At 43.8% G+C, this 12,941-nt stretch carries 14 protein-coding genes; 11 read left to right on the forward strand and 3 right to left on the reverse strand.

The window, feature by feature from the left end; genetic code table 11:
- Positions 1-75: 75 nt before the first annotated feature.
- From alaS to ASULF_RS07615, 3 genes are read left to right on the forward strand one after another with little or no spacing between them, the layout of a single operon-like run.
- Positions 76-2,796 (forward strand): alanine--tRNA ligase, encoded by a 2,721-nt coding sequence (alaS, locus tag ASULF_RS07605; RefSeq protein ID WP_015591135.1) that lies wholly within the window; start codon positions 76-78, stop codon positions 2,794-2,796.
- Positions 2,796-3,563 (forward strand): coenzyme F420-0:L-glutamate ligase, encoded by a 768-nt coding sequence (gene cofE, locus ASULF_RS07610; protein ID WP_015591136.1) that lies wholly within the window; start codon positions 2,796-2,798, stop codon positions 3,561-3,563. The genes alaS and cofE overlap by 1 nt, the downstream gene beginning before the upstream one ends.
- On the forward strand, positions 3,548-4,609 hold the full coding sequence (locus ASULF_RS07615; RefSeq protein ID WP_015591137.1) for an ATP-grasp domain-containing protein: 1,062 nt from the start codon (positions 3,548-3,550) through the stop codon (positions 4,607-4,609). The genes cofE and ASULF_RS07615 overlap by 16 nt, the downstream gene beginning before the upstream one ends.
- On the opposite strand, the gene ASULF_RS07620 is transcribed toward ASULF_RS07615, so the two are convergent.
- Positions 4,597-4,929: a thioredoxin family protein gene (locus ASULF_RS07620; protein ID WP_015591138.1), complete on the reverse strand. Its 333-nt coding sequence runs from the start codon at positions 4,927-4,929 to the stop codon at positions 4,597-4,599. The genes ASULF_RS07615 and ASULF_RS07620 overlap by 13 nt on opposite strands.
- 169 nt (positions 4,930-5,098) lie before the next feature.
- On the opposite strand from ASULF_RS07620, the gene ASULF_RS07625 reads away from it, so the two are divergent.
- The 5 genes from ASULF_RS07625 (at position 5,099) to ligD (ending at position 8,917) form a co-directional block, all read left to right on the forward strand.
- The gene (locus tag ASULF_RS07625; RefSeq protein WP_015591139.1) at positions 5,099-5,686 is read left to right on the forward strand and encodes an adenine nucleotide alpha hydrolase family protein; all 588 of its coding nucleotides are present in this window, start codon (positions 5,099-5,101) and stop codon (positions 5,684-5,686) included.
- Positions 5,687-5,735: 49 nt separating this feature from the next.
- On the forward strand, positions 5,736-6,245 hold the full coding sequence (locus ASULF_RS07630) for a flavin reductase family protein (RefSeq protein ID WP_015591140.1): 510 nt from the start codon (positions 5,736-5,738) through the stop codon (positions 6,243-6,245).
- A gap of 28 nt (positions 6,246-6,273) precedes the next feature.
- Entirely contained in the window at positions 6,274-7,074 is an 801-nt protein-coding gene (locus tag ASULF_RS07635; protein ID WP_015591141.1) for a DUF63 family protein, read from the forward strand.
- 77 nt (positions 7,075-7,151) lie between these two features.
- The gene (ku, locus tag ASULF_RS07640; RefSeq protein WP_015591142.1) at positions 7,152-7,916 is read left to right on the forward strand and encodes a non-homologous end joining protein Ku; all 765 of its coding nucleotides are present in this window, start codon (positions 7,152-7,154) and stop codon (positions 7,914-7,916) included.
- Between the two features lie 5 nt (positions 7,917-7,921).
- A complete protein-coding gene (gene ligD, locus ASULF_RS07645; RefSeq protein ID WP_015591143.1) occupies positions 7,922-8,917 on the forward strand; it encodes a non-homologous end-joining DNA ligase in 996 nt (331 codons plus the stop codon).
- Positions 8,918-8,940: 23 nt separating this feature from the next.
- Here ligD and ASULF_RS07650 read toward each other — a convergent pair whose 3' ends face one another.
- Complete coding sequence (locus tag ASULF_RS07650) at positions 8,941-9,558, reverse strand: MBL fold metallo-hydrolase (RefSeq protein ID WP_015591144.1); 618 nt, start codon at positions 9,556-9,558, stop codon at positions 8,941-8,943.
- 106 nt (positions 9,559-9,664) lie between these two features.
- On the opposite strand from ASULF_RS07650, the gene eif5A reads away from it, so the two are divergent.
- From eif5A to ASULF_RS07665, 3 genes are all read left to right on the forward strand, one after another.
- Positions 9,665-10,048 (forward strand): translation initiation factor IF-5A, encoded by a 384-nt coding sequence (gene eif5A, locus ASULF_RS07655; protein ID WP_015591145.1) that lies wholly within the window; start codon positions 9,665-9,667, stop codon positions 10,046-10,048.
- 13 nt (positions 10,049-10,061) lie between these two features.
- Positions 10,062-10,904, forward strand: coding sequence for an agmatinase (gene speB, locus ASULF_RS07660; protein ID WP_015591146.1), 843 nt, complete (start codon positions 10,062-10,064; stop codon positions 10,902-10,904).
- Between the two features lie 77 nt (positions 10,905-10,981).
- Positions 10,982-11,482: a rubrerythrin family protein gene (locus ASULF_RS07665; RefSeq protein ID WP_015591147.1), complete on the forward strand. Its 501-nt coding sequence runs from the start codon at positions 10,982-10,984 to the stop codon at positions 11,480-11,482.
- A 111-nt stretch (positions 11,483-11,593) separates the two neighbouring features.
- Here ASULF_RS07665 and ASULF_RS07670 read toward each other — a convergent pair whose 3' ends face one another.
- Positions 11,594-12,934, reverse strand: a complete 1,341-nt coding sequence (locus ASULF_RS07670; protein WP_015591148.1) for a CaiB/BaiF CoA transferase family protein — start codon at positions 12,932-12,934, stop codon at positions 11,594-11,596.
- Between the last annotated feature and the right edge of the window lie 7 nt (positions 12,935-12,941).

Genomic DNA, 12,941 nt, shown 5'->3' on the forward strand with positions numbered 1-12,941 from the left:
TAGTTTGGTTTAATATTTCTGAAAGGCTTCAGGATAATCAAAAGTGTTATATTCTTTTAATTTATCTCAGAATCGATGAGTTTGGAGAAGGAGTATCTTGATATTGCTTTCCTAAACGATAATGGATTTATAAGGAAAAAGTGCCCCAAATGCGGAAAGTACTTCTGGACGATCGACGAGAAAAGGGAGGTTTGTGGAGATCCACCATGTGGAACATACACATTCATTAATCGGCCAGTGTTCAAAAAGAAGTTCAACCTTTCTGATATGCGAGAATACTACCTGTCCTTTTTTGAGAAAAGAGACCATGAGAGGATTGAAAGGTATCCTGTGATTGCGAGGTGGAGAGATGACATATATCTAACAATCGCATCCATAGCTGACTTCCAGCCCTTCGTAACCTCTGGAGTCGTTCCGCCTCCAGCAAATCCGCTGACGATCTCTCAACCGTGCATAAGGATGGATGATCTGGATTCTGTGGGGAGAACTGGAAGACATCTAACACTCTTTGAGATGATGGCGCATCATGCCTTTAACAACCCTGAGCAGGAGATCTACTGGAAGAGTGAGACTGTTGAATATTGCACAGAGCTTTTGGAGGAGCTCGGGGTAAACAGAGAGGATATAATTTACAAAGAAGAGCCGTGGGCTGGTGGAGGTAATGCGGGCCCATGCCTGGAGGGTATTGTTGGTGGACTGGAGGTTGCAACACTTGTTTTCATGAACCTCGAGACACATCCAGATGGAGACATCGAGATAAAAGGTGAAAAATACAGAAAAATGCCAAATTACATTGTTGATACTGGATATGGACTTGAGAGATTTACATGGGCGAGCCAGGGAACTCCTACAGTTTACGATGCGATATTTCCAGAAGTTCTTGAGATGATTGTCAGCAACAGCAATGTAAGACATTTCACCGATGATGAAGAGGTAGCGAGGATAGTTGGAGAGAGCTCAAAGGTTGCTGGAGTCCTCGGTACACTGAGGGGTGAGGCTCTTATCCAGCTGAGGAAGAGCGTTGCAGAGAAGATTGGTATTGATGTTGAGAAACTTGAGAAGATTGTGAAGCCTCTTGAGAATGTCTATGCCCTTGCAGACCATACCAGAGCAATCCTATTCATGCTGGGAGATGGGTTAGTGCCATCCAATGCCGGAGCCGGGTATCTCGGCAGATTGATGATCAGGAGGAGTTTGAGGATTGCCGAAGAGCTGGAGTTTGAATTGAGCCTGTTCGATCTGGTTGAAATGCACAGAAAGATACTGAGGGAATTCAGCTTCCCGACACCGCTTGAAACGATTCAGGAGATTCTGGAGCTTGAAATGGACAGGTATAGTGTTACGATAAGCAAGGGTATCGGCCTGGTGGAGAGAACGATAGCGAGGAAGAAGAAGATTGAGAAGGAAGATCTGATAGAATTCTATGACTCAAATGGTGTTCCACCTGAGCTTGCCGTTAGAATAGCTAAGGAGAAGGGCGTTGAGGTTGAGATGCCTGAGGACTTCTATGCCGAACTTGCTGAGAGACATTCCAGGGCTGAAAAGAAGAAGGAGAGTGAGCTAAAGCTGGATTATCCGCAAACCGAGAAGCTGTACTACAACTCAAAGCTTCTTGAGTTTGAAAGTGAGGTAATAGGTGTTGAGGGTGATTATGTTATCCTCGACAGGACAGCCTTCTATCCAGAAAGTGGTGGTCAGGATAACGATACTGGTGTTATCTTAACAGAAAAGGGTGAACTGAAGGTTGTTGATGTAATAGATCAGAATGGAATAATCCTTCACAAAGTCGAGGGCAATTTCAGGCCCGAACCGGGAATGAAGGTTAAGGGTATAATAGACAGGGACAGAAGGTTCAGGCACATGAGACACCATTCAGCGACCCACCTGATTCTCTATTCTGCCAAGAAAGTTCTTGGAAAGCATGTGTGGCAAGCAGGAGCGAGAAAGGAATGGGATAAGGCAAGGCTGGATATAACGCACTACAAGAGGCCAACCGATGAGGAAATTGCGGAGATAGAGAGAATCGCAAATCAGGAGGTTATGGCGAACAAACCCGTTACCTGGACTTTCATGGACAGGATTGAAGCGGAGAAGGAGTATGGCTTCGAACTGTATCAGGGAGGAGTTCCACCGGGCAGAGAGATAAGGGTTGTCAGGGTTGGAGATGATGTTCAGGCTTGCGGTGGAACCCACTGCGACACAACTGGCGAGATCGGTTTAATCAAGATAATGAAGATCGAGTCAATTCAGGATGGAGTCATAAGGATTGAGTACTCTGCTGGAGAAGCTGCTTTGGACTTCATAGCGAAGGAGGAGGAATATCTCAGGGAAGCTGGAAGTATCCTGAGAGTTGAACCATCAATGCTTCCAAAAACCGTTAAGAGATTCTTCGATGAGTGGAAGGAGCAGAAGAAGGAGATAGAGCGGCTAACATCCGAGATTGCGAAATTGAAAGCTCAGCTACTGCTTGAAAAAGCGGAGGAGTATGATTCGATACCTGTGATTGCAGAGATATTTGAGGATATGGACCATCAGGAGATGGTGAAGCTTGGCTTCGCTCTGGCAGAGAAAGGTGCTGTTGGTTGCCTGATCTCCAAGAAGGACAAGGTTAAGGTTATAACCTTCAGCGGGAAAGATGACATTAATGCCGTTGATCTGATCAGAGAGATCGGAAAGTACATAAAGGGAGGCGGAGGAGGCAAGAGAAATCTTGCCCAGGGTGCTGGACAGATAGCTCCTTCAAGAGACGACCTCGTGAAGTACATATTCACATTTCTTGGAAGGCTGAGCAGATAATGGATAGGGTTGAGTTCATACCGGTCAAGGGAATTCCGCTGATACGAGTGGGAGATGACATAGCCGATATTATCGCAGACAGGTTCGAGCTTGAGGACGGAGATGTGGTTGTAATCTGCTCAACAGTGGTATCCAAAAGCGAGGGCAGGGTGAGAAAGCTTGAGGACTACAAACCAAGCAGTAAAGCAGTAAAAATTGCCAAAAAGATCGGCAAAACTCCTGAGTTCGTTCAGGCTGTTATGGAGGAGTCGGAAGAAATCCTAATCGACTCTCCTTTTCTTTTAGTTAAGGCAAAATTCGGGAACATATGTGTCAATGCTGGCATTGACGCGAGCAATGTGGAGAAGGGATACATAATACTTCCACCCTTAAATCCAGATAAAAGTGCCGAGAAAATAATGAAAAGGCTTAGAGAAATAACGGGAAAGAGAGTTGGGGTTATAATAACCGACACCAACGGCAGGTGTTTCAGATATGGTGTTGTTGGCGTCTCCATAGGCCTGAGCAATGTTATCGCACTGAAAGACTGGGTGGGTAAAAAGGACCTATTCGGAAATGAGCTTGAGGTTACCGTCGAGGCTGTGGCTGATGAGATTGCAGGGATGGCAAACCTGATTATGGGTGAAGGGGGAGATGGAATTCCTGTGGTGGTTGTCAGAGGGCTGGATGTAATCGAAGAGGGAAGAGCTGAAGATCTGTACAGAAAAGAGAGCGATGATGTTATAAGGAAGATAATAAAGGATCACAGAGCATGGAAAGAATCCTAGTTGTGGGAAACAATGTCAGGAATGTTGTTCAATCCGCTTTCAAGTCTGGTTTTGAGGTTTACGCACTTACAAAGTTCGTTGACTCAGATCTGGCACTGTTTTCCAAAAAAGTCTACCTCATTGAGGAAGAATCCAGAGAGTGGGTTTTGGAGAGAGCGAATGAACTTGCAGAGAGATATAATGCTCGAGTAGTTCTGGCTTCTGGCTACGAAGACATCGAAGTTAAGGCGGATGTGCTTGGCTGTGAACCATCGAAGATTCATGATGTTGTGGATAAACTCAAATTCTACAGAAAGCTTGAGAGTGCCGGTTTACCATTTCCAGAGCTTAAAAGTGAGGTTGATGGTAGAGTGATTGTGAAGCCCATCAGGGGCGGGGGTGGAGAGGACATAAAGCTCTTGGAAAATGAAATATGCGGCAAAGATTTTCTGATCCAGGAATACATCGAGGGTTTTCCATGTTCTGCGTCGCTAATTGTTGGAAAAGATGCAGAAGTCATCTCACTAAACAGAATACTGGCTGGGTGGAGTGAGATGAATGCCGATGGCTTCAGATATTCAGGTAACACAACACCACTGGATGTTAAACAGGAATTGAGAAAAAAACTTTCCAGACTTGCTGTTGAGCTCTGCGAACTATTCGAGCTGAAAGGCTCGGTTGGCGTGGATTTTGTAGTTGACAGGAATATGAATCCATATATTATAGAGATGAACCCGAGATTTCAGGGATCTCTCGATGCGATTGAGTGGAGCATGGATGTTTCACTTTTCAGGCTGCACTATCTCGCAGTAGAGGGTAAAAAAGTGGAGGTACCAAAGGCAAGGAGGTTTGCCGGGAGGTTCGTTCTCTTTGCGGATAGAACGATTGAGATAAGGAGAAATCTGTTTGGCAATCCATTTTTTGCTGACATACCCTTCAAAGGCACGGTATATCAAAAGGATGATCCCGTAGTATCCATATTGTGTTCTGGAAATAGTGAATCAGATGTCATGGAAAAAGCTGTAGATAGAAGAAATCTATTTTTAAAGCTGAATCATTCTGCGTAGAGTGCGGATTCTACAAGCTTGAAAATAGACTCCTTTTTGGCAAGCCCCTCTACTCCGCTGTATGTGTCACCGTTCTTGAACACATAGATTGTCGGCAGAACTTGAATTCCGTATTTTGTTGGAATTTCATCATCCTCTTCAACATTGAACTTGCAAACCTTTACCTTGTTTTTGAAAGCCTCAGCTAACTCTTCAAGTATTGGCTCGATCTTGAAACATGGCGGACACCAGTCCGCATAGAAATCAACCACGACCACACCTGAGCCAACTATCTCTCTCCAGTTGTTCTTGTTCAGCTTGAAGATTTTTTCGTTGTTCATTTGATCACCGCTTGAATTTTTATAAATTAGCTATTGCAGGTAACCAATATTTAAATTTAACTGAATTAAATAATGAAACCCTTTTAGATTATTAAGTTCTCCAGAAGATTAATAATTTTTATAAAAATACTTCCGAAAATTATTTGTGTTGCGTGGAATACTTATAGCTATGAGATTGCTCTCACTGCTTTCAGGAGGAATCGACTCACCGGTCTCAGCATACCTCATGCTCAAGAGGGGGTTTGAGGTGGACTTTCTTCATTTTTATTATTCCAGAGATTTTGAGAAGATAGTGGATATAATTTCAAGGCTTAAGGATCTTTTTAACTACAGTCCGAGGCTTTTTGTGGCTCCACACAGTAGAATAGTCGAGATAACGAGAAAATATGAAAGGAGGTTTACATGTGTTTACTGCAAGATATCGATGCTCAAATGCGCTGAAAAGCTTGCCGAAAAAATAAACGCTCAGGGACTGCTCATGGGAGACAGTCTGGGTCAGGTAGCCAGCCAGACGATACAGAATTTGTTTGTGGAAGACAGGGCTGTAAAAATTCCAGTTCTCAGACCGCTCATCGGGCTTGATAAGGTTGAGATAATAGACATTTCCAGAAAAGCTGGGTTGTACGAAATATCGATCAGAAAAACCGTACCATGTCCCGCTGTACCAGAAAAACCGGCAACTTCTGTAAGCATTGACAGAATAGATTTGGGTGTAGATGTTTCTGAGGCTGCGGAATTTGAGGAAATTCAGATATAGGAGAAAGGTTTAGGGGAAAGGTTTTAACTGTTGAAGGGTAAATACCTTTATGAACCCACAGGCTCTCTATAAGATAAGCTACGGGCTTTATGTTGTAGCTAGTATGAAAGACGGGAGGTTCAATGCCCAGATAGCAAACACGGTTTTTCAGGTGACATCTCAGCCTGTAAAGGTTGCAGTGTGTATAAACAAGCAGAATTTAACCCACGAGTTCATCGAACATTCTGGACTGTTTTCGGTTTCGATTTTGAAGAAAGAGACACCGATGAAGTTCATCGGAACCTTCGGGTTTAGGAGTGGGAGGGACATCGATAAATTCGAAGGTGTGAATTATATCACAGGAAAGAAAGGAACACCTATAGTTGTTGACAACTCTGTCGCATACATCGAAGCTGAAGTTGTGAATTCTCTGGATGTTGGAAGTCACACCCTCTTCGTTGGAGAGGTCATAGATGCAGAAATTTTTGATGACGGAGAGGTTATGACATACGACTACTACCACTCGATAAAGAAGGGCAAAACTCCGAAAACGGCAACGGTGTATTTCGAACAAAAATGATTTTAATCTTGGCTAAAGTTGCTGAACCATGGGCATTTACGAATTTATAAAAAAGTACTATATTGATTCTCTCGTTTACAAGCAGGGGTACAACATAGTGAACACCCTGACATTTGCGATAATTCTGATATTGGCTGTAGTTGCAATCTACAAATACCTGAGCAAGCGCATAAAGTTCGATGAGAAGTTCGTTATCGCCAACATTCCATACATCCTGCTTGGATCATCTGTCAGAGTTGTGGAGGATGCGGAATTCCTGAAACCTCCGATATCCTATTTCTTCATGACTCCCTTTATATACATCGTGATATTCCTGATAGCCTTTCCAACCCTGGTGATTTCTTTAAGGAAAAAAGAAGATTACTGGAAGTACTATGCCGCAGTTGGAGTTTTCCTCTCTGCTGCCGTACTGGCGATGTTATTCTCCAGTCTTGAAGTAATCCATGGATGGTTGATTCCTGTAACGCTGACCGCAGCTTTTTTGTTCGCAGCAGCTTATCATTTTCTGACCAGGAAATTCTATCCGAAGATGCACAACGGGCTGAGCGATCTGGTTTTCTTCTCACACATGGTAGATGGATTCGCAACATTTCTGGGCATACAGTTTCTGGGATACTGGGAGTTGCATGTTCTTCCAAGGTTTCTGATTGATACCTTTGGAGCATGGGTTATGGTTCCGTCAAAAATAATCGTCTTTCTAGCTGTGCTGTACATTCTTGATACATCGGAAGATGACATACACTTTGTTAACTTCATAAAGTTCGTGCTTGTTGTTCTTGGCCTAGCACCGGGAATGAGGGATGCTTTGAGGATGTGTTTCGCGACATGACTCCAGAGACATGACTCCAGAGCTATGTCTAGAGCAACCAGACCAAACTTAAATAATTTAAAAACCAAATTTTGAATATGAAAGCCGTATGGAAAGGCTCGATATCTTTTGGCTTGGTTAATGTCCCTATCAAGCTGTACACATCAACGCTTCCGAAAGATGTCGAGTTCAAGCTTTTGCACAGAGAGGATGGCGGGAGGGTTAGATACAAGCGGGTTTGCGAGAAGTGCGGAAAGGAGCTCGGGAAAAATGATATTGTAAAGGGTTATGAGATTTCCAAGGATGAGTATGTCCTGCTGACGGATGAGGATTTCGAGAAAATTCCGCTGAAAACGACGAAGACAATACAGATAAGGCAGTTCTTTTCTCCAGAGGAGCTTGGGGTTGTATTTTACAACGGCTTCTACTATATTTCTCCTGAAAAAGGATCTGAGAGGGCGTACTATCTCTTGCGTAGGGCAATGGAGGAAACGAACAGCATAGGTATCGGAAAGGTAACGATGAGAAATAAGGAAAACCTTGTTGCAGTTCGACCATACGATGGTGGACTGATACTTGTCCAGCTACACTTTCTGGAGGAGATCAGGAATCCCATGGAAGTTCCTTTCTGGGGTAAAGAGGAGGACATAACTGAGGAGGAGATTGAGCTGGCCAAAAAGCTCATACTTGCGATGAAAAAACCTCTGAGAATAGAGGAGTTCGTTGATGAGTATAAGAACGCTCTGCTTGAGCTGATAAACGCTAAAATTGAGGGTAGAGAGGTTAAGGTTTCAGAAGAGCTTGAGGAGGTCAAGTCCCTGATAGAGGCTTTGAAAGAGAGCCTTGAAGTTATTGAGAGCTAGAGAGCATGGCTGCCAAAGACCAGATCACAAAGGACTGGTTCTATAAAAATATAGATCCAATGCTGGCAGTTAAGGGAAAACCATTCAGCAGTTCTGACTATCTGTATGAGATCAAGTGGGATGGAACGAGATGCATAGCGTTTGTGGATGTTGATGAAAACCGCCTCAGGCTGCAGAACAGGAGATTTCTGGATATAAAATACAGATATCCTGAGTTCAGATTTCACGAACAGTTTTCAAAGAGTGTTGTTCTGGATGGTGAAATAGTTGTACTGCATAACGGCAGGTCGGACTTCAGACTCCTCCAAAAGAGGGAGCAAATTGAGAACAGAGCGAAGATCAGGATTCTTTCCAGCATGTATCCTGCAGTATATGTGGTCTTCGACATTCTGTGGGATGGGGAATGGATTATGGATCTTCCGCTGATAGAGCGAAAGAAGATCCTGTCTGAACTTACAGATACAGCGGAAAATCTAATGATTTCGGACTACATTCTTGGAGAAGGGACTGAATTTTACAAAAAAGCAATCGAACTCGGCTTTGAGGGCATAATGGCGAAAAAGCTTGAGAGTCCGTATATCTTGGGGAGAAGTGATTACTGGATCAAGATTAAAAGGAAGAATACCATAGATGCGGTGATCATAGGTTATATGAGTGGTGAGGGCGTGAGAGAGCAGCATTTTGGCTCCCTGCTTCTCGGTCTATATGATGGGAGTGACCTGATCTACATAGGCAGGGTTGGAACGGGATTCGATTCCGAGTTCTTGGAATATTTTGCTAAGAGAATAAAAAAGCTGGTTGTTGATAGGCTTAGCATCAAAAACTTCGAGGAGATCGAAATGGTAAGGAGGGATGTGGGACTCATCAAACCATACTATGTCGCCGAAGTTGAATTTCTGGAAGTTACGAATGAACTCAAGTTAAGGGCTCCGGTTTTCAAAAGGTTAAGGCTGGATAAGGATCCGAAGGATTGTAGAATAGATCAGCTTAGGGATGGTTGAGGGTTAAATTGTCAATTAAAGCCTCAATATATCCCCTTTATCTCTTCTTTCCTGAAAACTCTGCCATGCCCGGAATACACGAGTTCAAAGTCAAGATCCATAATTGCCCTCACTGAATGAAGGTACTGCTCATAGTCTGAGCAGAAGGATTTGTTGGATAGCTTCCCATCTCTCAAAAGATCTCCGCAGATCAGGTTTTTGTCATAGATCAAGCATATGCTTCCGGGAGTGTGTCCGGGAGTGTGTAAAGCCGCGATATCTGTGTGGGTGGATTCTCCGACTTCGAAGACATCAAGTATTTTGTCTATTTTCTCCACTTCCTCAGGAGGCTCCCATTTAAACAACCTCTCACCAAATCTTACTAAGATTCCAAGAAATCCGGAGTATCTGAGCTTTTTATCACCCAGAATGTAGGGTATATCCAGTTCGTGGGCATACACCTTGCACCCAAGCTCTCTCTGGAGAAATCCAGCCGAACCGATGTGGTCGAGGTGAGCATGGGTTATTATTATCCCATCAATCTTTTCATCCGAGATCTGCTTTAGGATCATCTCTCCTGAATTGGAAGTGCCGGTGTCTATGAGGTAGTTGTTCAGCAGGTACACATTGCAACCTTTTGCCTCAAGCTTCCTGATGCCCATAGGGTTAATTTAGCAACATCTATATATTTTTGGTGTGCAAGCTTTGATTGTCGGATGAAAAAATTTAAATTGGGTTCAATTCATAGCCATTCGAGGAGGAATTGCCATGAAGAATCAGGCTGAGGTTAGACAGCTAAAAGAAGGAGGATATGTTGTAATTGATGATGAACCATGTGAGATCCTGAGCATATCGGTAAGCAAACCCGGAAAACATGGTGCAGCCAAGGCAAGGATAGATGCGATGGGCATCTTCGATAAGCAGAAAAGAAGTATTGTGCAGCCAGTAACAGCCAAGATCTACATTCCAATAGTGGAGAGAAAGAGGGCTCAGGTTATCAGCGTTGTTGGGAATGTTGCACAGCTGATGGATCTCGAAACCTATGAGACATTCGAGCTCACGGTTCCAGATGAACTGGCTGACAAGGTCACTCCTGGAGAAGAGATTGTCTATATTGAGTCAATGGGCAAGAGGAAGATTGCTGAGAAGTAGCTGAGAACAAAGCATGCATATTGACTCCTATTTTTCTCTATCCAATTCCGATCTGGACTCTGCAGAGTTCATCATTTTTGGGATACCCTATGATGGAACTCAGTCCTTCAAGCCCGGTTCGAGGTTTGCTCCCAACGCAATAAGGGAGGCAAGCTGGAATCTGGAGAGTTATTCCCTGTTCAGGAATCTGGATTTATCTTTGGTGAAGGTTTTTGATGCGGGGAATGTAAACACCGATGGTAGCTTCACCCAAATTCTCGAAAGGGCGTCAGAATTTCTGTCAAAGCTTAAGGGCTTTCCGATAGCAATCGGTGGGGAGCATACGATAAGCTGTTCATGTATGGAGTTTGTTAGGAAAAAGAATGCATGCTATCTGGTTTTTGATGCCCACTTCGATTTGAGGGACGAGTTTGATGACAACCCGTTCAACCACGCATGCACGGTAAGAAGAATCTTTGAAAAAGTTGGGAAGGTTGTCCAATTTGGCATCAGATCGGGAATTGCTGAAGAAAGGAGGTTTGCTGAGGGGAATGGTATTGAGGTCTTCTACTCGTGGGATATACTGGATGATCCAAAAAAGAAGATATCTGAATTAATCAGAGTTCTGGATCAGTTTGACAGGATATATGTCTCTCTGGATATGGACTCTTTCGATCCCGCTTTTGCTCCGGGAGTCTCCACACCGGAACCTTTTGGAATACATCCAATTCATTTCATGAAAATAATTTCTGAAATTTCCGATAGAATTATTGGTTTTGATCTTGTGGAAGTTGTTCCCGACGGCAATAAGGTCACGCAAACTCTTGCAGCAAAACTCATCGTTGAGTTAATATCTTCTATAGGTTCGAATATTTAACCAATATTTATCAAGACTGGAAAACTGAGTTAGTTTTTTATACTATAAAGCCAACATAATTTCGGGAGGTGAAAGAAATGTCTTCTGAAAAGAATTTGGAGGCTGCTTTTGCCGGAGAGAGTATGGCAAACAGGAGATATCTGGCCTTTGCAGAAAAAGCTGAGAAAGAGGGCTTTAAAAATGTTGCAAGAATATTCAGAACAGCTGCGGAATCTGAAACCATTCACGCGATAAACCACCTCAAGGTCATGGGTGGGATCAAAGAAACCCTTGAAAACCTGAAGGTTGCTTTTGAGGGCGAGACATACGAGAAGGAGGAGATGTACCCGAAGTTCATTGAGGAGGCTAAGAAAGAAGGAAACAAGCAGGCTGAGAGGACATTCACGTGGGCTATAGAGGCTGAGAAGGTTCATGCAGAACTGTACAAGAGGGCGATCGCTGCGGTGGAACAGGGCAAGGATGTTGAAGTGGGAGATCTGTATATCTGTGAGGTCTGCGGATTCACTGTTGAAGGAGAGGTCCCGGAGAAGTGTCCGGTTTGTGGTGCTAAGGCTGATAAGTTCAGGAAGGTGGAGTAGTTTTTCCTTTTTATTTATGGAATAATAGTTGGTTCTTGGTTGTCTATATTATTGACATATATAGAAAAATTACTTGGAGAAATAAAAATTGAATAAAATTTATATCAAAATTTATATCACATTTTTACTCTTAAGCTGATCCAACTCCTCTTTCTTCATGCCGAGGAATCCGGAGTAAATCATCTCGTTATCTGCTCCGACCTCTCTGCAAATCCACTTTATCCTGCCTGGAGTCTTCTCGAATTTTGCGACAACTCCCTGTACGCTAACCTCTCCGTAATTCGGATCGTTTATTTTCCTCAAGCCACCTCTGAGCCACCAGTTTTCCTGCTTAAAGCTGTCTATTGGTTTGAGAACCTCTCCAGCGACACAGGTTCCATCTCCTGTGTAGTCAAGGGTTGCCTGAATGATCTCCTTGACCGTTTTATTCTTGCTCCACTTCTCAATCTCAGCAAGGCATTCAGGCCAGGTCTCTGGACTTAACCTCTCCTTGATTGTGGGATATTTCTCCCTCAAATCTGGCCTGTTGATTATGGTTGTCAGGGCGTAGAAGTTCACATCGCTGAATCCTGCCATGAATGCCATTCCATCTTTTGCTCTGACGAGAGTATAAACGAAAACTGCCGGATCGAAGTTGGCAATCCTCCCGACAACCCTCTTCTTTGTGTGATAGTACTGGATGTAGTAGTTATTCACTTTAGCCTGAGCCTCGGCAGGAACAACATCTATGAACTGCCCCTTGCCTGTAGATTTCCTGAACAGCAAGGCAGCCAATATACCGAAAGCTGCAAATCCTCCGCCGACATACCACCCCATCCAAGGCCCAAGCTTCGTTGGAACCCTTGTATGTTCTGGAAACTCCTTATATTCCTCTGGGATTCCTGTTGTCCAGCACATCCCGCTCATCGCCTGATCCACAACATCGTAGTCTGGCTTCTTCGAATTTGCCTTTGGTCCGAAATGGCCGTACGGGGAGATGGCACAGTATATCAGGCCGGGGTTTATTTTGCTGAGCTGTCTATATCCTATACCCAGTGAGTCAAGATATCCCGGAGCATAGGTTTCGATCAGAACATCCGCCTTCTTTATGAACTTCTTCAGCAAATCCCTGCCCTCTTCGGTCTCAATGTTCAGCGTTATGTGGTACTTGTTTCTACCCTCAACTATATATGCCAGTCCGGTATCCTTTATTTTCAGGCCAAAAGGCGTCATTTTTCTGGCTATATCTCCTCCAGGAGGCTCGATTCTGATAACCTTTGCGCCATACTCTGCAAGGAGGGATGACGCATACAGCCCGGCAAAGCTGCCGTAGCTCATATCAAAAACAACCACATCTTCTAAAGCCTCTGGTTTTTCAGGAGCCTTAAATGGATCGCAGTGTTCTTTCGCCCAGTCACTCCATGGTATATCTTCATATGTGATTGGGCTTTCCTTTTCGAGATTATCATTCATTCAAACC

This window comes from Archaeoglobus sulfaticallidus PM70-1, assembly GCF_000385565.1.
GTDB lineage: Archaea > Halobacteriota > Archaeoglobi > Archaeoglobales > Archaeoglobaceae > Archaeoglobus_A > Archaeoglobus_A sulfaticallidus.